The sequence below is a fragment of the Clostridium sp. AF32-7AC genome (genome assembly GCF_003477925.1).
GTDB lineage: Bacteria > Bacillota > Clostridia > Lachnospirales > Lachnospiraceae > Otoolea > Otoolea fessa.
Genome location: NZ_QUEG01000008.1, coordinates 1 through 21,548, shown reverse-complemented (window position 1 = coordinate 21,548; position 21,548 = coordinate 1). Strand labels below are relative to the sequence as shown.

18 protein-coding genes are annotated in these 21,548 nt (G+C 49.7%); 12 read left to right on the top strand and 6 right to left on the bottom strand.

The window, feature by feature from the left end:
• Nucleotides 1–10: 10 nt before the first annotated feature.
• Nucleotides 11–1,138 (bottom strand): carbohydrate kinase family protein, encoded by a 1,128-nt coding sequence (locus DWZ45_RS11335; RefSeq protein ID WP_107000661.1) that lies wholly within the window; start codon nt 1,136–1,138, stop codon nt 11–13.
• A 423-nt stretch (nt 1,139–1,561) separates the two neighbouring features.
• Between DWZ45_RS11335 and DWZ45_RS11330 the strand changes: the two genes are divergently transcribed.
• The 6 genes from DWZ45_RS11330 (at nt 1,562) to hisD (ending at nt 7,746) form a co-directional block, all read left to right on the top strand.
• Nucleotides 1,562–2,347 (top strand): TraX family protein, encoded by a 786-nt coding sequence (locus DWZ45_RS11330; protein WP_118469140.1) that lies wholly within the window; start codon nt 1,562–1,564, stop codon nt 2,345–2,347.
• Nucleotides 2,348–2,689: 342 nt separating this feature from the next.
• The gene (locus DWZ45_RS11325) at nt 2,690–2,911 is read left to right on the top strand and encodes a FeoA family protein (RefSeq protein ID WP_022359014.1); all 222 of its coding nucleotides are present in this window, start codon (nt 2,690–2,692) and stop codon (nt 2,909–2,911) included.
• 94 nt (nt 2,912–3,005) lie between these two features.
• Nucleotides 3,006–3,230, top strand: coding sequence for a ferrous iron transport protein A (locus tag DWZ45_RS11320; protein ID WP_022359013.1), 225 nt, complete (start codon nt 3,006–3,008; stop codon nt 3,228–3,230).
• 32 nt (nt 3,231–3,262) lie between these two features.
• Complete coding sequence (gene feoB / locus DWZ45_RS11315) at nt 3,263–5,446, top strand: ferrous iron transport protein B (RefSeq protein WP_118469138.1); 2,184 nt, start codon at nt 3,263–3,265, stop codon at nt 5,444–5,446.
• A 353-nt stretch (nt 5,447–5,799) separates the two neighbouring features.
• Nucleotides 5,800–6,219, top strand: a complete 420-nt coding sequence (locus DWZ45_RS11310; RefSeq protein ID WP_107000658.1) for a heavy metal-associated domain-containing protein — start codon at nt 5,800–5,802, stop codon at nt 6,217–6,219.
• Between the two features lie 264 nt (nt 6,220–6,483).
• Complete coding sequence (gene hisD / locus DWZ45_RS11305) at nt 6,484–7,746, top strand: histidinol dehydrogenase (protein ID WP_265104154.1); 1,263 nt, start codon at nt 6,484–6,486, stop codon at nt 7,744–7,746.
• Nucleotides 7,747–7,838: 92 nt separating this feature from the next.
• Here hisD and DWZ45_RS11300 read toward each other — a convergent pair whose 3' ends face one another.
• Entirely contained in the window at nt 7,839–8,318 is a 480-nt protein-coding gene (locus DWZ45_RS11300; protein ID WP_118469136.1) for an S-ribosylhomocysteine lyase, read from the bottom strand.
• Nucleotides 8,319–8,724: 406 nt separating this feature from the next.
• On the opposite strand from DWZ45_RS11300, the gene DWZ45_RS11295 reads away from it, so the two are divergent.
• The 6 genes from DWZ45_RS11295 to DWZ45_RS11270 all read left to right on the top strand — a co-directional run bounded on the left by DWZ45_RS11295 (nt 8,725) and on the right by DWZ45_RS11270 (nt 17,879).
• Nucleotides 8,725–9,837: a carbamoyl phosphate synthase small subunit gene (locus DWZ45_RS11295; protein WP_117796273.1), complete on the top strand. Its 1,113-nt coding sequence runs from the start codon at nt 8,725–8,727 to the stop codon at nt 9,835–9,837.
• Nucleotides 9,828–13,124 carry a carbamoyl-phosphate synthase large subunit gene (gene carB / locus DWZ45_RS11290; RefSeq protein WP_118469134.1) on the top strand — a complete coding sequence of 1,099 codons (3,297 nt, stop codon included), beginning with the start codon at nt 9,828–9,830 and terminating at the stop codon, nt 13,122–13,124. The genes DWZ45_RS11295 and carB overlap by 10 nt, the downstream gene beginning before the upstream one ends.
• A 149-nt stretch (nt 13,125–13,273) precedes the next feature.
• A complete protein-coding gene (locus DWZ45_RS11285; RefSeq protein ID WP_107000654.1) occupies nt 13,274–14,893 on the top strand; it encodes a CTP synthase in 1,620 nt (539 codons plus the stop codon).
• 19 nt (nt 14,894–14,912) lie between these two features.
• Nucleotides 14,913–16,097: an LL-diaminopimelate aminotransferase gene (locus DWZ45_RS11280; protein WP_107000653.1), complete on the top strand. Its 1,185-nt coding sequence runs from the start codon at nt 14,913–14,915 to the stop codon at nt 16,095–16,097.
• 94 nt (nt 16,098–16,191) lie between these two features.
• Nucleotides 16,192–17,181 (top strand): guanosine polyphosphate pyrophosphohydrolase, encoded by a 990-nt coding sequence (locus tag DWZ45_RS11275; protein WP_107000652.1) that lies wholly within the window; start codon nt 16,192–16,194, stop codon nt 17,179–17,181.
• Between the two features lie 113 nt (nt 17,182–17,294).
• The gene (locus DWZ45_RS11270) at nt 17,295–17,879 is read left to right on the top strand and encodes a GNAT family N-acetyltransferase (protein WP_118469132.1); all 585 of its coding nucleotides are present in this window, start codon (nt 17,295–17,297) and stop codon (nt 17,877–17,879) included.
• A gap of 131 nt (nt 17,880–18,010) precedes the next feature.
• Here the strand turns inward: DWZ45_RS11270 and DWZ45_RS11265 are convergent, their stop codons facing one another.
• From DWZ45_RS11265 to DWZ45_RS11250, 4 genes are all read right to left on the bottom strand, one after another.
• On the bottom strand, nt 18,011–18,553 hold the full coding sequence (locus DWZ45_RS11265; protein WP_107000650.1) for an NADH peroxidase: 543 nt from the start codon (nt 18,551–18,553) through the stop codon (nt 18,011–18,013).
• 352 nt (nt 18,554–18,905) lie between these two features.
• Nucleotides 18,906–19,301 carry a transcriptional repressor gene (locus DWZ45_RS11260; protein WP_107000649.1) on the bottom strand — a complete coding sequence of 132 codons (396 nt, stop codon included), beginning with the start codon at nt 19,299–19,301 and terminating at the stop codon, nt 18,906–18,908.
• 86 nt (nt 19,302–19,387) lie between these two features.
• Complete coding sequence (locus tag DWZ45_RS11255) at nt 19,388–20,734, bottom strand: sensor histidine kinase (RefSeq protein WP_118469130.1); 1,347 nt, start codon at nt 20,732–20,734, stop codon at nt 19,388–19,390.
• Nucleotides 20,731–21,480, bottom strand: coding sequence for a LytTR family DNA-binding domain-containing protein (locus DWZ45_RS11250; protein ID WP_118469128.1), 750 nt, complete (start codon nt 21,478–21,480; stop codon nt 20,731–20,733). Before DWZ45_RS11250 ends, DWZ45_RS11255 begins: the two co-directional genes overlap by 4 nt.
• Between the last annotated feature and the right edge of the window lie 68 nt (nt 21,481–21,548).

Genomic DNA, 21,548 nt, shown 5'->3' with positions numbered 1-21,548 from the left:
TAAAAAAATATTATAGAGCTTCAAAAAAAGCATCGGTCAATTTCTGTATATTCAGATACGGGTTCTCATAATCAAAACTACGCATCCGTCCCTTGGCAGCCAGAACACCGAGCTGGATCGGCTCAGCGATATCCGAATTGAGCCGATCATCGAGCATACCGCTGATGAAACCGCCGGCAAAGGAATCACCGGCGCCGGTATCGTTGTTTAACTGGTACTGGTAGAGCTTTTTGTGGCGGACTGTGCGGATCTGACATACGCCGTCCTTAAAATGGATCAGCTCATGGCGGTCATCGTGCTTGACAATGAGGGTGCGGGTGGGATCCGGGTTGATCGCAGAAAAATACTCACAGAGGTTCGCGTAGAGCGGACGGGCGCTGCGGGCATTGAAGCCGAGGTTTTTCTTTTCGGATTTATTTAAGAAAACATAATCGGCATATGCGATCAGTGGCTGTAAGCGCTCACGGCGCAGCGATGTATACTCAAAACCAGGATCCATGCTGACTTTCATGGCAGGATTTAAATGTTTTGCCTGGATGACTGATTGCATGATTGCCTCGAATTGGTCGAAATCAGACAGGGATGATAGGTGGATCCAGCGGGCCTGCGCGAGGTACTCCGCCAGTGTGGTTCCCGTCCGGGCTTCCTGTTCATGGATGCGGTCTAAGAGAGTGTTGTTGGCACACGGCGCGATCTTGATGCAATTGCGCGTGTGATTATAAAGGCGGACAATCGATTTGGCAATCGCTTTGGAATATGGATCGTCGAAGCGCTCGCGCGTGGTAAACAGCCAGTCACGGTTATCCAGGTGCGCCAGCTCGGCGTCAATGTCATTTGTCTTGCCGAAGCGCAGATCGAATGGACTGGGCGTGCCGCACACGCCGACGTAAGCGACCTGCAGGTTAGGGAGAATATGCTTTGCCACTTTCAGGGTGATGAAAGCAGAACCGCCGATCTGGGTTGTGTATTCCTTGCCTTTTATCGCCAGCTCCTGAATATCGTTTTCCACATCGGAAATCGGGTTGCTTAAGTTCTCGTCGCCTCCACCGGCGGATGTCTCCACCAGATCAAGCCCGGTGCAGTGAAACATATAGTCATAATTGATAGCGCCAATGCAAATAATATCTAAACCTGCCATGAGATTCTACCTCTTTTGTCCGTGTATTTTTTAGTATTTAAAATGAAGAGCGGTGCGGGATTTTTGCTTTTTCAGCAGGATCTCGCACCAGCACCATTTACAGAATATAACACGGTTTTTCGTTTGTCAAATAAAATGTAAAATTAATGTAAAAAAGACGCGGAAAAGTGCCGAAAACCCTTTATTTATAAGAAAAAATGGCATTTTTTTATTAGAGAAAATAGTAACTGTTCAGTAGGTCTGCGCATTTACTGCGCGTGACTGTGAAGGTACTGAACAGTTACAGAAAATTAAAGAAAAAAATGGGTAGAAAGAGTGGAAAATGAGAATGGGAAAATAGGGGAGAAGGAGAAAAAGAGAGTGGAAAAGTGCGGATGGACAGAGAGTGTAATATTCAGTATAATTTGATGGAATAGAGATAGAATGGACAGGAAACGAAGGGAGGAGAGTGCGATAAAAGATCGAATCAAGGAAAAGCAGAATGAGAAATCAGAGGGGATGGAAAGAGTGGTTTTAACCCGCCTCCATCTCAGCGCCTCCGCCCTTAAATATTTAGCACTCCTGGCGATGACGGCAGACCACATTGCGGTGATCTGCAGACCGGTTCCGGGATTCCGGACATTTGGGGATCTGGCGTTTCCATTGTTCGCCTTTTTATTAGTAGAAGGTTTTTTTCACACGCGGGATCGCAGATGTTATGGACGGAGGCTGCTTTTGGCGGCGGTTGTGTCGGAGATTCCGTATGATCTGGCATTTTCCGGACGGTGGATGGATGCACAGCACCAGAATGTCTGCCTGACCTTTTTTCTGGCGCTGGTTGCGATGGAGCTGTTAGAGCGGTATGGAAACGGTATCTGGGAGAAGCTGGTGCTGACGGCAGTGTTCTGTACGCTGACAGAAGCGGCGGGAGCAGACGGCGGCGCATGGGGGATGGGACTGGTGCTGGCATTTTATTTTTGTGTAATAGGAAATTCAGGCACTAACGTGCCAAGGCACATTTTTTTTCATGAGAAAACGGCGGGGGTGTTTATGAAGATGATTGCCGCCGTCCTCATCGGCGCGTTCGCGTGGCAGGAACCCCTCTGGGTACTGGCGCTTACGGCTGTTTGCCTCCTGTTATATGACGGTTACAGAGGTCGGAGCAGATTCCGTTCGTTCTTTTATATCTATTATCCGGCGCATCTTCTGGTGCTGTATTTTTTGTCATAGAAAACTTTGTCCTATGACAAAAAAGCTCCGCGGGATGACTTTTAATTATGGGAATTTTTGACAATTTTCGGGCGTAAAACACGCCCTTTTTTTATTTCCAGACCGGGCAAAAAAACTTGACAATAAAGTTAGCATGTGCTAACCTTATGTATGAGTTAGGAATAACTAATGAAAATTAGTCTCATCTAATGAAAATTAGCTATGTCTAATAATTGTTAGCAGAAACTAATGAGAATTAGCATACGCGAATCAATTAGATTAGTAGCAGATGAAAAGAGCCGTTTCCGCTAAGTGAGACATCATGACGGGCAGAATGCGGAAAAACAGAGGAAGGAGAATCGTATGCAGGGAGCAATGCCGATTTCGATGGCAACCGTTGGAACCGCCTATACGATCAAAAAGATCAGCGGAAACACAGAGGTTCGTTCTCATTTAAAATCCATGGGATTTAACGAGGGAACCGAAGTAAAATTGATAACCCAGCTGGACGGAGATGTGATTATTCACGTAAAGGAGTCCAGAGTGGCTATAAATAAGGATCAGGCAAGACACATTCTGGTCTAAGGCAAGGGAATGGGGATATTCCGGAGCAGGTTGTATGGTACAAAAGCAGACGGAATCCCGAGTAAAAAATTGGAATGGTTAGGAGGAACAGAGAATGACGCTTAAAGATGCACAGGTTGGATCTACCGTCAAAGTTGTCAAGATTCATGGCGAAGGCGCATACAAACGCCGCATCATGGATATGGGCATCACGAAGGGAAGCGAGATTTTTATTCGAAAAGTAGCTCCGCTGGGCGACCCGGTAGAGGTTACGATTCGTGGATATGAGCTTTCACTTCGTAAAGCCGATGCTGAGTGCGTAGATGTTCAGACAGTTTAATAAGTTTGATTAAAAAAGCAGGAGGATGAAAAATGGCAATTCATATTGCTTTGGCGGGTAACCCGAACTGCGGTAAAACAACCATGTTTAACGCACTGACGGGTGCAAACCAGTATGTAGGTAACTGGCCGGGTGTTACAGTTGAGAAGAAAACCGGTAAATTAAAAGATGCTTCGGGAGAAGAGGTAAATGTAACGGACCTTCCGGGAGTTTATTCCCTTTCTCCGTATACACTGGAGGAAGTTGTAACCCGTGATTTTATCTTAAAAGAGAATCCGGATGTCATCGTAGACTTAGTCGATGCAACCAACATTGAGCGTAACCTGTATCTGACCACACAGCTGATCGAGACAGGTATTCCGGTTGTTATCGCTTTAAATATGTGCGATCTTCTGAAGAAAAACGGCATTAACATTGATGTAAAGGCATTGTCCAAGAAACTTGGCTGCCCGATCATTGAGACTTCTGCGCTGAAGAAAACAGGTCTGAAGGAAGTCATTGCAGAGGCAATCAAAGTTGCAAAGGATCATGCAGCAGGCACTGTAAGCGCTATTTTCGAGGGCAGCGTAGAGGATAAAGTAAGCGCAATCGAGGCAGAGCTTCCGTCCAGCATTCCGGAAGCAGAGAAGAGATGGTACGCAATCAAAGTTCTCGAGAATGACAGCAAGGTTGTAGAGCAGCTTGGTCTTAGTGCAGACAACCGTTTCTCCCGTTACACCAAGGAGCTGGAGAAAGAGTTTGATGATGACGCTGAGTCTGTTATCACTGACCAGAGATATGTATACATCCAGAAAGTCATCGAGGAGACTGTAAAGAAACCGGCTCAGAAGATGAGTCTGTCGGATAAGATCGATAGCATCGTAACCAACCGTTTACTTGGTATTCCGATCTTTGTTCTTGTTATGTGGGCGGTTTACTATGTATCCGTTACTACGGTTGGTACATTCGTAACAGACTGGACCAATGATACATTTGTTGGCGCAATTCAGGGCTGGGCTGGCGATGCACTGGCAGCAGCAGGCGCTTCTGACCTGATTGTAAGCCTTGTAGTGGATGGTATCATCGGCGGTGTTGGTGCCGTTCTTGGTTTCGTTCCGCAGATGGCTATCCTGTTCCTCTTCCTTTCCATTCTGGAAGATTGTGGTTACATGGTACGTATCGCATTCGTTATGGACCGTGTATTCCGTCACTTCGGATTGTCCGGTAAGAGCTTCATCCCGCTGCTGATTTCTTCTGGCTGCGGCGTTCCTGGTATCATGGCGTCCAAGACCATCGAGCAGGACAACGACAGACGTCTTACCATCATGACAGCAACCTTCGTTCCGTGTGGTGCGAAGCTGCCGGTTATCGCTCTGATGGGCGGCGTTATGGCTGGTTATATGAGCGGCGACATGGATCTGGCTACTATGATGGCTCCGATCATGTACTTTGTAGGTATCGCTGCGGTTCTTGTATCCGCGATCATGTTAAAGAAGACCAAACCGTTCTCCGGCAAACCAGCTCCGTTCGTTATGGAGCTTCCGGCGTACCACATTCCGTCCGCTAAGACCGTTCTCCTTCATGTTTGGGAGCGTCTGAAGGGATTCATCATCAAGGCTGGTACAATCCTGTTCCTGGCTTGCGTTGTTATGTGGTTCCTGTCCTCCTTCGGATTTGTAGACGGTGGATTTGGTCTGGTAGAAGAATCTGCTGATTCTATCCTGGCTATGCTGGGCGGCGCTATCGCAATCCTGTTCCGTCCGCTTGGTTTCGGCGAGTGGCAGCCGGTTGCAGCTTCCATCACTGGTTTCACAGCAAAAGAGGCTATCGTTTCCACCATGGGCGTTCTGGCAAATGTATCCGAGGATCTGTCTGAGGAGACCGATGTCGTAGCAGCAGCAATCCAGACATGGTTCCCGACAACCATCGCAGCCTTTACATTCCTGCTGTTCAACCTGCTTGACTCTCCGTGTCTGGCAGCTATCGCAACGATGGCACAGCAGCTCCAGTCCAGAAAATGGTTCTGGTTCGCTATCCTGTATCAGAATCTCTTCGCTTACGCTGTATCCCTGATTGTATATCAGTTAGGTGGTCTGGTACTTGGCGCAGTTGTATTCAACGTATGGACTATCGTGGCAGCAGTCCTTTTGGTATTCATGCTCTTCATGCTGTTTCGTCCGGATCCATACAAGGATCAGAAGAGCTACACAAGAAGCTCTGTAGAGGCAGCTTCATAAGTTAGTTTCTAAATGAAAAATAAAACAGGTTCTGCCGTCCGGCCGGTGGTTTTGCGTTTCCGCTGACCGGGCATCGGCAGGTGCCTGTAATCATAAGTGATAAAATTAATCCTTTATAAGGCTGCCTCGGATAGCAGGATGAAAGTCTGCTGTTTGGAGGCAGTTTTATTCGATTTCAAAAAAGAAAAGGAGAAAGCATAGATGGGGGATTCATCTGGATCCATGTTTTATGGTGTGATTGGTTTTCTGGTAGTTTATTTTGTAGGATATTTTATCTGTCGTGTGTATGATAAAATAAAAAAGATACTCCGAAGCCATTCATCGAAAAGTCAGAGAAGAGAGGACGATAACGTATGAGACCGATTGATATTGGAATTTTAATTGTAGTAGCGATTTTGCTTTTGCTGGCATTACGTTCGGCGATCCGTCATTACACGGGAAAGGGCGGCGGATGCTGCGGATGCTCCGGTGGAAGCTGCGGTTCCTGCGGCAGCGATGGGAATGCTGGTGCGCGCGGCGAAGATCTTTCCAAGAAAGCGGTTACAGCGGGTACCCCGTCCAAGATCATGCGGATCGAGGGTATGCACTGTGCAAACTGCAAGAAATCCGTTGAAAAAGCCCTGACCGCCCAGAACGGCGTCATCCGTGCAGATGCGGACGTAGACAGAGGCATTGCCCGCGTGTTCTATGAGAATGGCGTGGACGATGCGAAGCTGCAGGAAGCGGTTGAAAAAGAGGGATTTGTGGTTAAGAATATTGAGACGGTTGTCTAAGAGAAAAGTGAGATCCTGTTCTGGTGTTACTGTTCACGCAAACGTGCCCAGTAACGGAATTTGCCGTGGCTTCGCATTTAAATACGGCAAATTCCTGCTGCCACCACGTTTTCTTACGGCACTTTCGGTTCCAAAAGTGCCTACCCGTGTACGGTAACGTTCTGGTTTCAGATGTGCTGGATAGGTTTATTTTGTATCGCAAAATAAAAAGACTTGTGGTATACTTGGAAAAAATGATAAAACTTATACAGAGAGGCAGAATGTATGATCAAGATTATAAAAGAGGCACAGGTTCGAAGCGAGGAAGATAACCGGAATCTGCGGGAGACCGTGGCAGGGATTATTGGTGAGATCCGGGGGCGCGGGGATGCGGCTCTGAAGGAGTACAATGAGAAGTTTGACGGATGCACCCGTGAATCGCTGCGGGTCAGCCGGGAGGAGATTGATGCGGCTTATAAGGAGCTGGGCGAGCAGGAGCTGGCGGATCTGAAAGCGGCGCATCACAATATCGAGGCATTTGCGAACGCGCAGAGACAGACCGTGAAACCGCTTGACAATTTCAGCCCGGAGCCGGGAGTCTTTTTAGGACACCGCATCATTCCGGTGGAGTCCTGCTGCTGTTATGTGCCGGGCGGCAATTATCCGCTGTATTCGACGGCACTGATGTTAGCGACTCCGGCGACGGCAGCGGGTGTAAAACGTATCACCGCCTGCTCTCCGGTAGTGCGTGGAACGGGTCATATTAATGCCAAGACGCTGGTAGCGATGGATCTGGCTGGCGTGGATGAGATCTACGCACTGGGCGGTGCACAGGCGATTGCAGCATTTTCCTATGGAACTGAGAGCATCAAGCCGGTGGATATTATTGTAGGGCCGGGTAACCGCTTCGTAACCGAGGCGAAACGTCAGTGCTACGGGCAGGTCGGCATCGACTTTGTAGCCGGGCCGAGCGAGGTCCTGGTAATCGCGGACGGAAAAGCGAGCGCGAAGGTGGTAGCGGCAGATCTGCTGGCACAGTCCGAGCATGATGTCAATGCGAAAGGCATTCTTCTGACAACCGATGAGGCATTTGGAAAGAGCGTGATTGAGGCGGTAGAGGAAGAGCTGAAGATTCTGGATACGGCAAAGATTGCGAGACAGTCCTGGGATACGTTTGGAGAGATTGGCGTGGTAGACAGCCTGGACGAGGCAGTTCAGTATGCGAATGAGTACGCACCGGAGCATCTGGAGATTAACGTGGAAGATCCGGATGCACTGATTCCGAAGCTGGTTAATTACGGTTCCCTGTTTATCGGCCAGAATACGGCGGAGGTATTTGGTGATTATGCTTCCGGAACCAACCATACACTTCCGACTCTTCGGGCGGCACGTTATACCGGCGGCGTCTGGGTTGGTACATTCTTAAAGACCTGTACCCACCAGAGCATGACCCCGGAGGCATCCGCGCGGATCGCACCGCTTGTATCGCGTATGGCGCATGGAGAAGGATTATCTGGACATGCAGCGGCTGCGGATGCAAGAAAATAGGAAAAATAGAAAATAATAGAATAAAACCCCTCAGATGCTGCAGCATCTGGGGGTTTTGTGTTTCAAAGCATACCGCCTGCTATTCTTGTCTTTTATTCCGGATAAACCAGTCTCTCAGGACCAATTCCATCTAAGACTTCGCGCAGAAAGCGGTCAGCCAGCCAGTTTGCCATCGGCAGGTTCATATCGAGGTAGTTGCCGCAATCTTTTGCACAAGCACCCGGAACCTCGTCTTTGTAGTCGCGCATGAAAGTAAAGAGCCCTTTCATCAGCGGCACGATCTCCTCGGATGTCAGGTTGCCTGCGAGAAGCAGGTAAAAGCCGGTGCGGCAGCCCATCGGTCCGAAGTAGAGGACGCGGTCTTTCCACTCCTCGTTATTTCGCAGCCAGGTGGCAGCCAGGTGCTCGATGGTGTGAACCTCCGCCGTATTCATGACTGGCTCATAGTTGGGGCGTGTCATGCGGATATCAAAGGTAGTGATGACCTGATCGCCCACGCGATCCTTGCGGGACACATAGACGCCAGGGAGCAGTTTCAGATGGTCAATGGTGAAGCTTGTAATTTTATCCATGAAAATACCTCCAAGTCAGTTTCATTCATCCCTATTATAAGGAAATAACGCGGATCAGACAAGGGCTTTATTTACCCAGAACCGACGAGATTCTACATGTTAAATGCATAAAAATGCATAAATCATGCATAAACCATCCGAAAATGAATAAAAAACCTCTTGACGCATAGAACCTACCTATGCTATAATCTTTCAGAAAATGAACAAAGGCGTTCATGGGCTTAGGCTCATGGACGCCTTTGTTGCAGAATCAGACAATTTATAAAATATGTCTCTAATGATGTAAAAAACGCATCTGAGGAAAAACAGATTTGCTCAAATGTGAGGCTATTGAGAATGAAAAAGTAAACTGCCTGCATGAAGCTATTCACAGGCGGGGTACGAGAGAGAAAGGAATGGTGACCAGATGGAGAAACCGGTATATCTTCTGTTGGAAAACGGCGACTATTTTGAGGGAAAAAGCTTTGGCGCTCCTTTACGTGAAGTGACCGGAGAAGTCGTATTCACAACCGGTATGACAGGATACCTTGAGACGATCACAGATCCCAGCTATTTTGGACAGATTGTCGTTCAGACATTTCCGTTAATCGGAAACTACGGAGTGATTCCGCAGGACTTCGAGAATGAAGAGGTATATTTATCAGCCTATATCGTAAAAGAGTGGTGTCAGGAACCTTCCAACTTCAGATGCAGTGGGGATCTTGACACCTTTTTTAAAGAAAGAAACATTCCAGGCGTCTATGGAATCGATACGAGAAAGCTGGCAAAAACCATTCGTGAATCCGGTTCGATGAACGGCTGGCTGACCGAGGTGAAGCCGCCGTATGATGCGAAAAAGCTGGAGGAAGTGAAAAACTTCCACATTACAAAGGCAGTTGAAACCGTTACACCAAAGAAATGTGAGATCAAACCGGCGGATGAGAAAGAAGAGTTCCAGATTGTGCTCTGGGATTTCGGCGCAAAGGAAAATATCATCCGCGAGCTGACCAGGCGCGGATGCCGCGTGGCTGACCTTCCGGCAGGTACGACGGCGGAGGAGATTCTTAAGATGAATCCGGACGGAATCATGCTTTCCAACGGTCCAGGCAACCCAGAGGACAACCCGGAGATCATCGAGGAGATCCGAAAGATTACGAAGGCTGGAAAACCGATGTTCGGCATCTGCCTGGGACACCAGCTGCTGGCGATTGCCAAGGGCGCGAAGACTGGAAAGATGAAATTCGGTCACAGAGGTGCGAACCAGCCGGTCAAGGATCTGACGACCGGACGCGTCTACATCAGCAGCCAGAACCACGGCTATGAGGTACTGCGCGATACGCTGCCGGAGGGCGCGGAGGAGACATTTATCAATGTCAACGACGGCACCTGCGAGGGCATCACCTACCACGATATGCCGGCATTTACCGTCCAGTTCCATCCAGAGGCTTGTGCAGGTCCGAAGGATACGGAAGAGCTGTTTGGGCGTTTCATTCAGATGATGAGAGATTATAAGAAAAAGGAGGGCGCGTCATGCCGTTAAATAAATCCCTGAAAAAAGTTATGGTAATCGGTTCCGGCCCTATCGTCATCGGTCAGGCGGCAGAGTTTGACTATGCAGGAACGCAGGCGTGCCGGGCTTTAAAAGAGGAAGGTCTGGAGGTCGTTTTAGTAAACTCCAACCCGGCAACCATCATGACGGACAGCGCCATTGCGGATCACGTATACATCGAGCCGCTGACCCTGGAATTTGTCAAGAGAATCATTGAAAAAGAGAAGCCTGACAGCATCCTGTCCACCCTGGGCGGACAGACCGGACTGACACTGTCCATGGAGCTTGCCAAAGAAGGTTTCTTAAAGAGCCACAATGTAACGCTTCTCGGCGCGTCCCCGGAGACCATCGATAAGGCGGAGGACCGCCAGTGCTTTAAAGATACGATGGAAGCTATCGGTGAGCCGGTCATTCCGTCCAAGGTTGTCACCACCATCGAGGATGCGCTTGATTTTGCCGAGGTTATTTCTTACCCGGTTATCGTGCGTCCGGCCTTTACCCTGGGCGGTACCGGCGGCGGTATTGCGGCAAATAAAGAAGAGCTTTACAACATCGCGGAGGCGGGTATCCGCCTGTCACCGATCAATCAGATTCTGGTTGAGAAATGTATTTCCGGATGGAAGGAGATCGAGTTTGAGGTAATGCGCGATGCCATCGGCAACGAGATTACGGTCTGCTCGATGGAAAACTTTGACCCGGTCGGCGTCCACACCGGCGACTCCATTGTTATCGCACCGGCTGTGACGCTGGCGGATAAGGAATACCAGATGCTTCGTTCCGCAGCGCTGAATATTATCCAGGCGATGGGCATCGAGGGCGGCTGCAACTGCCAGTTTGCGCTGAATCCGGAGAGCTTTGAATATGCCGTTATCGAGGTAAACCCGCGTGTATCCCGTTCTTCCGCCCTTGCTTCGAAAGCAACCGGATATCCGATTGCCCGCGTGGCAACTAAGATTGCGATCGGTTATCATCTGGACGAGATCCCGAACGAGGTAACCGGCGAGACGATGGCATGCTTCGAGCCGGCCCTTGACTATGTAACGGTTAAATTCCCGAAATGGCCATTTGATAAATTCGTTTACGGACGCCGGAAGCTGGGTACCCAGATGAAGGCAACCGGCGAGGTTATGGCGATCGGCCGCAACTTTGAGCAGGCGCTCATGAAGGCAGTCCGCGGCGCGGAGATCTCCCAGAACAGCCTGAACATGAAGAAACTGGCGCCGATGAGTGTGGAAGAGCTGAGAGAAAAAATTCTGGCGCAGGATGACGAGCGTCTGTTTGCAATCTATGAGAGCTTCAAGCGCGGCGTGACCGTTGCCGAGATTCATGAGCTGACCAAGATCGACGAGTGGTTCTTAAATAAACTGATGCATATCCTGTCTCTGGAACGCCGGATGCAGTCTGAGACTCTGAGCGATGCGCTTTATATGGAAGCCAAACAGAACGGATTCCCGGATGCAGTCATCAAGGAGATGACCGGGCTTTCGGAAATCAAGCATGTTCCGGCATGCTACCGCATGGTTGATACCTGCAGCGCTGAGTTTACGGCAAGTACCCCTTACTTTTACAGCACCTTCGGCGAGGAAGATGAGGCAGAAGAATTTATTAAAGAGAATGCAAGCGGAAAACCGGTTGTTATGGTATTTGGCTCCGGTCCGATCCGTATCGGTCAGGGGATCGAGTTTGATTTCGCATCCGTTCACTGCGTATGGTCCTTAAAGAGAGCCGGTTATGAGGTTGTCATCGTAAATAACAACCCGGAGACTGTTTCCACCGACTTCAACGTAGCAGACCGTCTGTATTTTGAGCCGCTGACACCGGAGGATGTGCTGGATATTATCCGGATCGAGAAGCCGATCGGCGCAGTTGTGGCCTTTGGCGGACAGACAGCGATCCGTCTGACAAAATGCCTTGTAGAGAACAATATTCCGGTTCTCGGCACTCCGGCAGACAGCATCGATATGGCGGAGGATCGCGGACGTTTCGCAGCCCTGCTGAAAAAATTAAATATGAAACAGGCAGCGGGTCAGACCGTTTATACTGAGGATGAGGCAATCCAGGCGGCAAATCATCTGGGCTATCCGGTTCTGATGCGTCCGAGCTATGTATTAGGCGGACAAAACATGATTATCGCGTACAACGACGCCGATATTCATGAGTATATGAAGATTATTCTCTCACACAAGATTGAGAATGCGATCCTGATTGATAAATACCTGATGGGTACCGAGCTGGAGGTCGACGCGATCTGCGACGGAGAAACGGTTCTGATTCCGGGTATCATGGAGCACATCGAGCGTGCGGGCGTCCATTCCGGCGACTCCATCGCGGTATATCCGGCATTTATGCTGACCGAGAGCCAGAAAGACCGTCTGGTGGACTATTCCATCCGTCTGGCGCTGTCCATGAATACGAAAGGTCTGATCAATATCCAGTATGTCCTGCATGAGGATACGATCTATATCATCGAGGTCAACCCGCGTTCGTCCCGTACCGTGCCGTACATCAGCAAGGTAACCGGCGTGCCGATGGTCGATCTGGCAACCCGCATCATGATGGGCGAGAAGCTGGATGACATGGGCTACGAGACAGGTCTGTATCCGTGCTCTCCGTACTACGCAGTCAAGGTTCCGGTCTTCTCCTTTGAGAAGCTGTCCAACGTAGATACACAGCTCGGACCGGAAATGAAATCGACCGGCGAGGTACTGGGTATCGCCCGGACGATGGAGGAAGCGCTGTTCAAAGGCCTGGTAGCAGCCGGATATACGATGAAGCGCGAGGGCGGCGTCTTAATCAGTGTCCGCGATACCGATAAGAGCGACCTGCGCGAGCTGGTCAAAGAGTACGTGGCGATGGGATTCCACATCTACGCGACCTCCGGTACTGCAAGCCGGTTAAACAGCGTCGGCATTTCTTCAACGTTAGTCAAGAAGCCGAAGGAAGCCAAAGAGGGCGAGGAGACGACCATTTCCCTGCTGGAAGAAGGAAAGATCAGCTATGTAATTTCCACTTCCAAGACGGGACGCCAGCCGGGACGCGACAGTGTCCGCCTGAGAAGAAAGGCGGTCGAGCTTGGTATTCCGTGCCTGACATCGCTTGATACCGCGGCTGTCCTGGCGCTGACACTGGAAAGCCAGTACAACGAGGACAACGTTGAACTGGTGGACATCGCGCATATTGCACATGGTGCAGCTGCTAGAAAAGAGCTGAGCCAGATGGAAAAACCGGAAGAAATCCAGATTCCGGGTTATGTGCTTCAGGAGCATGAGAACGACTAAAAAGAACGATGGTCTGCATGGATTCTGCGTTTTGAGGGTTGCGGAATCCGTGCAGGCTGAAATCTTTTGCGAAGGCAAAATTTGACAGAATCATATATGACGGAAAAAGTGGATTAATATTTTAAAGAAAGGAAGAGGAGGAAAAGCAGATGGCAAAATTTATTTTTGTGACAGGCGGTGTTGTATCAGGATTGGGGAAGGGTATTACAGCAGCGTCTCTGGGACGTCTTTTGAAGGCACGGGGATTTAAGGTAGCAGCGCAGAAGCTGGATCCATATATCAACGTCGATCCGGGAACCATGAGCCCATATCAGCACGGCGAAGTATTCGTAACAAACGACGGTGCGGAGACGGATCTGGATTTGGGACATTATGAGCGTTTTATAGATGAAGATTTAAACCGGTATTCCAACCTGACGACCGGTAAGGTCTACTGGAATGTGCTAAATAAAGAGCGCCGCGGCGAATATCTGGGCGAGACGGTACAGGTGATTCCACATATCACAAATGAGATAAAATCATTTATCTATTCCGTGCAGGAAAAGACCGATGCGGACATCGTTATCACAGAGATCGGCGGAACGACCGGCGATATTGAGTCACAGCCGTTCCTGGAAGCCATCCGCCAGGTGTCCTGCGAGGCGGGACGCAGCAACTGCCTCTTCATCCATGTAACCCTGATTCCATATCTGGAATCTTCCGGCGAGCATAAATCAAAACCGACCCAGCATTCAGTCAAACAGCTGCAGTCCTTCGGCATCATGCCGGATATCATCGTGGCGCGCTGTGACCGTCCGGTGGACGATCCGTCCATTTTCCGCAAGATCGCACTGTTCTGCAACGTCAAAGAGGACTGCGTCATCGAGAACCTGACCCTTCCGGTTCTCTACGAGGCGCCGATCATGCTGGAGGAAGCAGGACTTGCCAAGATCGTGCTTCGCGAGCTGGGCATCGAGAAAGCGCCGCAGGAGTGCGATCTGACGGAGTGGAAACATATGCTGGACCGCATCAAGAACAGCCGTAAGACAGTCAAGATTTCCCTGGTCGGCAAGTACGTCAAACTGCACGACTCCTATCTGTCGATCGTAGAATCCCTGCACCATGCCGGATGGGAAAATGGCGCGCAGGTGGAGATCAACTGGGTGGATAGTGAGACGATCACTCCGGAGACGGCACCGGAAATCCTGGGCGGTTCAACCGGTATCATCGTGCCGGGCGGCTTCGGCATCCGAGGCATCGAGGGCATGATTGCGGCAGCTGATTATGCGAGAAGAAACAATATCCCGTACTTTGGCATCTGCCTTGGTATGCAGATCGCGGCGATCGCATTTGCCAGAGGCGTGTTAGGCTATGAGGATGCGAACTCAACCGAGTTTGCGCCGGACAGCAAGCATCCGGTCATTGCCCTGATGGAAGAGCAGATGGATCTGGCTGACATGGGCGGAACGATGCGTCTGGGTGCATATCCGTGCCGTATCAGTCCGGATACGCTGATGATGAAAGCGTATGGAAAAGGTCTGATCGAAGAGAGACATCGCCATCGTTATGAATTTAACAACAAGTTCCGGGAAGTTTATATGGAGCATGGCGCTATCTTTTCCGGACAGTCTCCGGACGGTACGCTGGTAGAGGCGATGGAGATTCCGGGACATCCGTTCTATCTGGGAGTTCAGTACCATCCGGAGTTCAAGAGCCGCCCGAACCGCGCACATCCGATCTTCCGGGAGTTTGTGAAAGCGGCTCTGGAGGTAAAGGAAAAAAATTCTTAAAATATGGAGAAAATAAAGTATGAAGATCAACGAAAACTATAAAAATCTGGAAGAAAGCTATCTGTTTTCCACCATCGCTAAAAAAGTAGATGAATACACCAAAGCCCATCCAGAGGCAAAAGTAATCAAAATGGGTATCGGTGACGTAACCCTTCCGATCTGCCAGAAAGCAGCTGACGCATTTGCAAAAGCAGCTATGGAGCAGGGCAAGGCGGCTACGTTCCATGGATATGGTCCGGAGCAGGGATATGATTTTCTGCGCGTAGCAGTTCAGAAGTATTATGCGTCCTTCCAGGTTGAGGTGGCGGCGGAGGATATATTCATCAGCGACGGCGCGAAGAGTGATGTCGGAAATATCCTCGATCTCTTTGATGCGGACAATACGGTCCTGATCCCGGATCCGGTATACCCGGTTTACATGGATACGAACGTGATGGCAGGCAGAAAGATCGTATTTATGGATGCCAATGTGGAAAATGGCTTTCTTCCGATGCCTCCGAAGGGACAGAAAGCGGATATTATTTATCTCTGCTCCCCGAACAACCCGACTGGCGGTGTGTACAACCGTGAGCAGTTAAAAGAGTGGGTTGACTATGCGAACGAGCAGGATGCGATTCTTTTATTTGATGCGGCGTATGAGTCCTTCGTAGCAGATCCGGCGCTTCCGAGAAGTATTTTTGAGATTGAGGGCGCCAAGACCTGCGCGATCGAGTTCTGCTCCCTTTCGAAGTTGGCAAGCTTTACCGGAACCCGCTGTGGCTATACCGTGGTTCCCTCTGAATTAGAGCGCGGTGGTTCTTCCATCCGCAAGATGTGGCTGCGCCGCCAGACAACCAAGTTTAACGGCGTTTCCTACCCGGTACAGCGCGCCGCAGAGGCAGCTCTTTCACCGGAGGGAATGGCACAGTGCCGCGAGCACCTGGACGTATACCGCACCAATGCGAAGATCATGACCGAGACCTTAAAAGAGCTTGGCATCTGGCACATCGGCGGCGAAAATTCACCGTACATCTGGATGCAGTGCCCGAACGGCATGAAATCCTGGGAGTTTTTCGACGATCTGCTTGCCAAGGCAAATGTGGTCGGCACACCGGGCAGCGGATTTGGTAAGAATGGAGAAGGATTCTTCCGTCTGACTGCATTTGGTACGACTGCGAATACAAAAGAGGCAATGGAGCGGATCAAGAAGGTTTACGGAAAATAAATAGCTCTATTTTATAAATAAGGGGGCTGGTGCATCTGGGGCATTGTTATCCTACGCACCGTCCCTTTTTTGCTGAAGCAGGGAGGTGAGGACCATGGTGACCTTAAACGATTATCTGTATTCCGGCGATACGATGTTTAAGATTTTAAAGAATTACAGCCGGGATTTGAAAGCGGAGGCAAAACAGACAAACAATGAGATAGACCTGATACATGCAAATTTTCTGATTCAGATCCGGGAGCTTTTGGAACACAATGATTTCCTGACGACCCAGTCACAGAAGATCCGGGAATTTTATATTCATATGGCAAAGGAATATCCGCTTCTGGCATTTAACTTTAAGGGAAGAATCAAGTCGCTGATCCGCTCGGAGGCGAAATTTAACGGATATATCGTCGAATATATTTATGACTGTTATACAGAACATAAGGCATTTCCGTCGATCTCCGATTTGAAGCAGAGATTGAGCTGTTTCCGCGACCTGATCGCGTACCGGATCGTGATTTCACTGCCGAAGTGTTACCTGAAACCGGGGGAATCGCAGCAGGATGCGGATATCCGGTACCTCTACCAGATAGCGAATGAACTTCCGGGATTTCTGGAGGAACGCGGGTTTACGGCGGAACCGGCTTACGGGGTGAAAGAGAGTACCTCCCCGTTGATGGATGAGGAGGCAAGGCCGTACTACCGTGATTATGTCTGCGGAAATAGTTCGGATGATTACCAGTCTCTGCATATTACGTTTTACGATAATTGTTCCAGAAGCTATGTGGAGGTACAGCTTCGCACAAAGCACATGGACGATATCGCGGAGATCGGCGTGGCCAATCATTTAAGCTACGAAAAGCGCCAGGAGGGCGAGCGGGCCAGACGGGATGAGATTCCGGAGGGCGCGTGCGTTTATTTTGACGAGGCATACGAGCGCTGCCAGCGCCTGGTGTCGCTCAAGTTGGCTGAGCTCGATGTCAATATGTTTTCGGCGATCAACAATGACCTGGTCAATGACGGCTGCGGGCTGTACCGGGGGCGGCTGATTCTGCCGTATGAGCATTTGTCGAGGCATCAGAATGAGCTGGTGGATTGAGGGGTTCACGGGCAGGCATGAATCCGGTTGCGAATAGTTGACGAAACGGGAAGATTCATATATAGTTGCCTGTAAAGGAAAAATGACCGAAAATGATAGGGAGGAACCAGTTTATGGATCATACATCCTGCCGCCTGCGTCTGGCTGCTATCGCCGATGCACCTGCGATATTGGAAATTTATGCACAATATATGGACACGCCGATCACGTTTGAGACGGAGCTGCCGTCCCTGGAGGAATTTGAGGGGCGCATCCGGGCGATCACGACAGAATATCCGTGGATTGTCTGCGAGGATGAAACGGGCAGAATCATTGGCTATGCATATGGGCATAAGCAGCTTGAGCGCGCGGCGTACCGCTGGAATGCAGAGCTTTCTGAGTATTTGGACAGTCGGGTGACGTCGAAGGGCATCGGCAAACGGATGCTTCTGGTGCTTCTGGAACTTTTAAAGGCGCAGGGCATCCACACCGTCTACAGTCTGGTGACGAGTCCGAATCTGAAGAGCGATGCGATGCATAATGGATGCGGCTTCCGGACGATGGGCGTGTGCAGGAATACCGGCTATAAGAGCGGAAAATGGCATGATGTTACCTGGTATGAGAAAGCGCTGCTGCCGTATGAGGACGTACCGGCGGAGATGATTCCGATTGGGAAGATGGAGAAGGAGACGGTAGATAAGATTTTGGCGTCTTTTTGAACAGAGACATAAAACAAATCTGCATAAAATAAACAGGGCGTGTGAAAAAGGAATTTCCCATTTTCACACGCCCTGATCAGTTCTCTTTTATTCACCAGCGCCGTAATGCGCTGTCCATTCATTCACTCAGATTAGTTGAAGTATCTCTTTAACAGACCCTCAAATGCCTTGCCATGTCTAGCCTCGTCACGAGCCATCTCATGAACGGTGTCATGGATTGCATCCAGGTTAGCAGCTTTCGCACGTTTTGCAAGGTCAAATTTGCCTTCGGTTGCGCCGTGCTCAGCCTCTACACGCATCTCCAGGTTCTTCTTGGTGGAATCAGTTACAACCTCACCCAGAAGCTCTGCAAACTTAGCAGCGTGCTCAGCCTCTTCGTAAGCTGCCTTCTCCCAGTACAGACCGATTTCCGGATAGCCCTCTCTGTGAGCTACACGTGCCATCGCCAGGTACATACCAACTTCTCTGCACTCGCCTTCATAGTTAGCTCTTAAATCTTCGAGAATATCCTCGCTGACACCCTGTGCCACACCAACTACGTGCTCAGCTGCCCATGTCATCTCGCCGGACTGCTCTTTGAACTTGGAAGCCGGAGCGCCGCATACTGGACATTTCTCCGGAGCAGCCTCACCCTCGTATACGTAACCACATACTGTACAGACAAATTTCTTCATAGTCAATTCTCCTTTTCTAAAATAAATTTTTAATTTCGTGTTTTATAGAAACAATAAATAGATAGTAAAGTTGCTTGCAACCATTCTGTTTCATAGGAGCTTTTAAAACGAAATCGTTTATTTGGCTTAAATGAAATCAGTAATGATTACTGATATTAAGATATCATAGATTCCTGTGTTTGTCAATAAAAAAATAGAAATAATTCTTATTTTTTTCATTTTTATCGATAACCTGGATATTCTCAGAACTTTTTCGCTGGTGATGTATTCATACCCGGTCAGCGCATGGCAGAAATCGGGAAGCGGCTCATTTGGTCCCGTCTGTTCCGATACAAAATCAGCCGCTTCTATATTAGTGTTTTTCCCCTTTCAGACACTCATCGCATATCCCATAGAAAAACACGGTATGGTCATCGATCGTTCCCGGCGCAAATTCTTTGGCGGCTGTCTCCAGCTCCTTGGTTGCTTCCATCGGAATATCCATGACCCGTCCGCACTGGCGGCAGACGTAGTGGTAATGTGGGGATGTATCATAATCGAAATGATCCGTGCCGTCGCCGCAGGACAGCTTCCGGATCTCGCCCAGCTCAACTAACAGGTTTAAATTGCGGTAAACGGTTCCAAGGCTGATATTCGGAAACTGTTCCCGGATGCTGGTGTAAAGGGCGTCGGCGGTCGGATGATCCTTCCGGCTCATCAGGCAGGCTTTGATCGATTCGCGCTGACGGCTGTATTTTAAGGTTTTCATAAGCGACACTCCAATCCTTCTAAATAATATTGATAATGATTATTATTTATATTATGCGTCCTGACGCGATGAAAGTCAATCTTTTTTCAAAGATTTCCGTGAGAAATTTTAGAGTCAAATTTCAACATCACCGATGCATAAAAGATCCCGTCCTCATACCGGAAATCCACCAGACCCTGGTACCGCTCGGCGATCGAACGGATGGAGGCGGTTCCCGTGCCGAACCCGTCATGTTTGGTCGAGCGGAACCGCCCATTTTCCTCGATCGGCGGATGGCAGCAGGTGTTGTCAACGGCGATCACGATGTGACCGGCATCCTCCTGGGCGCAGATGCGGATAAACGGCGCGCTGTCTGTACATTCCCGGCAGGCGTCGAGGGCATTTTCCAGAAGATTGCCGAAGATCGAGCAGAGCTGTGGCTCACCCAGCGGGAGAGAGGGCGGAAGCTGGATGCGGACCGAAAAATCGACCGACGCCTTGCGTGCCTCCTCGCCGTAATAGCTGATAATCGTGTTGACCGCATAATTTTCACACCAGGTCCGCGCGGTGTCCGGCGGAAGCGTCATGCGGTATTGTTCGATATAGGCTTTCAGATCCTCCGTTTTCCCGCTTTGCAGGTAATGCTCGATGAGATTTAAGTGCTGGCGCAGGTCGTGGCGCGCCTCCCGCACCTCTTCGATGTGGCGGGAAAGCTGCTGATACTGTGTGTACTGCATCGCCAGGAGGGTGTCCTGCTGCGCCGCGCGTTCTTCCAACTGCGCCTGCTGGCGGACTGCATTGAGCGCTTCCAAAAGGACATAGTAGATGAGAATTGTCATAGCAAAGAGCCAGAGGCGCGTGAGGATAAAACGGAACTTGCGGACGGTATCAATGTTTAAATCAAAGTTATAAGCGCAGATAATCAGGGTGCATGAAAATGGAATAAACCAGACTTTCTGCCAGAATGCGGAGCTGTCTACCTGAAAAACGCGTTCCGTGGCATTTTTCATAAATTTGAGCCCGAGGGGGAGCGTCAGAAGCAGAAGAATCGAGATGAGCAGCAGGCTTTGATCGCGGAGTGAATAATAGGTAATGCTGGGATCGTAGAACAGACGGCTTTCCAGAAAGAAACAGATGCCCCGGACTGTGACAAAATAATTCAGGATGAAGTTTCCCAGAAACAGAAGTTTCCAGAAATTAGCCTTCACACATAAAAAATAGATCGCCAGGGAAACGAAGGCAAATACCGTGTCGGTGACCCGGGTCGGTTTACCGTGGCTGATCAGGTAGGTATACAGGGAGGACTGGAGCAGCTGACCGATAAAAATGAACAGAATCAGGATTTTAATCGGAAATCGAAGCTGCTTTTTAAATGGCAGAATCGATAAAATAAAAAAAGGAATGGAATAGACGGTTTCAACGAGAAATGCCTTGCCAAACACAGACCAGTTCATAGAGTACCTCCCTTCCGCAATGTGTCAAACAAGTAGGCTGCAAATGCTTCTTTTGTCTCTTTTTTCTTCCGGCGGCTGCAGAAAAAGCAGCTGCCGTTTTTCAGATGGACAGAACCGTCCTCGTCCACCGAGGTAACATGTGAAAAATTGATAAGCAGCCCGCGTCCGCTCATGTAAAAACGACTGCCCTTCGGGAGCAGTGCCATCAGATCCGAAAAAGAGAGCCGTGTGGCGGCATCGCCGGAGCTGGTATGGATGATCAGCCGGTGGTTCTGCGTCTCCGCGTACAGAAAATCGTCGAGCAGAATCCGCTGCGTGGATGCCTGTCCCCGTCCGAGCGCCACCTGAATTTCGATGTAGGCAGGCGCGGCGAGAAATGTCCGGATCTCATCGAGACACCAGGCAAGTGCCTTTTCCTCCACCGGTTTTAAGAGATAATCAAGGGGATGGGCACGGTAACCCTGCAGTGAATAATCACGTTCCGTTGTAGTGAAAACGATCGGGAGACGTTGCGCGCTCTTGCGAAGCTCCAGCGCCGTGTCAATGCCATTGCGCCCGTTCCGGTCCAGCATAATATCCATAAAAACCGCATTAAAAAGTCCCGGACGGAACGCTTCCAGAAATGCCTCGCCGCTCTCGTAGCAGTCAAAGTGCGCCGTTTCCCCGTGCTTCTCCAAGTTCTCCTGTATCAAATGAATCAGATGATTCTGATCTATTTTCAAGTCCTCAACAATCGCAAAATGCATCAAAGCTCAACCGCCTGCCACTCAAAATGTGTGTAAATATACTCACATCGAGATGTTGTAAGTTCTCA

What these genes read in the sequence shown, in the direction of transcription:
- DWZ45_RS11335 (WP_107000661.1), bottom strand. Translation starts at nt 1,138, where the DNA reads ATGGCAGGTTTAGATATTATTTGCATTGGCGCTATCAATTATGACTAT.
- DWZ45_RS11330 (WP_118469140.1), top strand. Translation starts at nt 1,562, where the DNA reads ATGGACAGGAAACGAAGGGAGGAGAGTGCGATAAAAGATCGAATCAAG.
- DWZ45_RS11325 (WP_022359014.1), top strand. Translation starts at nt 2,690, where the DNA reads ATGCAGGGAGCAATGCCGATTTCGATGGCAACCGTTGGAACCGCCTAT.
- DWZ45_RS11320 (WP_022359013.1), top strand. Translation starts at nt 3,006, where the DNA reads ATGACGCTTAAAGATGCACAGGTTGGATCTACCGTCAAAGTTGTCAAG.
- feoB (WP_118469138.1), top strand. Translation starts at nt 3,263, where the DNA reads ATGGCAATTCATATTGCTTTGGCGGGTAACCCGAACTGCGGTAAAACA.
- DWZ45_RS11310 (WP_107000658.1), top strand. Translation starts at nt 5,800, where the DNA reads ATGAGACCGATTGATATTGGAATTTTAATTGTAGTAGCGATTTTGCTT.
- hisD (WP_265104154.1), top strand. Translation starts at nt 6,484, where the DNA reads ATGATCAAGATTATAAAAGAGGCACAGGTTCGAAGCGAGGAAGATAAC.
- DWZ45_RS11300 (WP_118469136.1), bottom strand. Translation starts at nt 8,318, where the DNA reads ATGGATAAAATTACAAGCTTCACCATTGACCATCTGAAACTGCTCCCT.
- DWZ45_RS11295 (WP_117796273.1), top strand. Translation starts at nt 8,725, where the DNA reads ATGGAGAAACCGGTATATCTTCTGTTGGAAAACGGCGACTATTTTGAG.
- carB (WP_118469134.1), top strand. Translation starts at nt 9,828, where the DNA reads ATGCCGTTAAATAAATCCCTGAAAAAAGTTATGGTAATCGGTTCCGGC.
- DWZ45_RS11285 (WP_107000654.1), top strand. Translation starts at nt 13,274, where the DNA reads ATGGCAAAATTTATTTTTGTGACAGGCGGTGTTGTATCAGGATTGGGG.
- DWZ45_RS11280 (WP_107000653.1), top strand. Translation starts at nt 14,913, where the DNA reads ATGAAGATCAACGAAAACTATAAAAATCTGGAAGAAAGCTATCTGTTT.
- DWZ45_RS11275 (WP_107000652.1), top strand. Translation starts at nt 16,192, where the DNA reads ATGGTGACCTTAAACGATTATCTGTATTCCGGCGATACGATGTTTAAG.
- DWZ45_RS11270 (WP_118469132.1), top strand. Translation starts at nt 17,295, where the DNA reads ATGGATCATACATCCTGCCGCCTGCGTCTGGCTGCTATCGCCGATGCA.
- DWZ45_RS11265 (WP_107000650.1), bottom strand. Translation starts at nt 18,553, where the DNA reads ATGAAGAAATTTGTCTGTACAGTATGTGGTTACGTATACGAGGGTGAG.
- DWZ45_RS11260 (WP_107000649.1), bottom strand. Translation starts at nt 19,301, where the DNA reads ATGAAAACCTTAAAATACAGCCGTCAGCGCGAATCGATCAAAGCCTGC.
- DWZ45_RS11255 (WP_118469130.1), bottom strand. Translation starts at nt 20,734, where the DNA reads ATGAACTGGTCTGTGTTTGGCAAGGCATTTCTCGTTGAAACCGTCTAT.
- DWZ45_RS11250 (WP_118469128.1), bottom strand. Translation starts at nt 21,480, where the DNA reads ATGCATTTTGCGATTGTTGAGGACTTGAAAATAGATCAGAATCATCTG.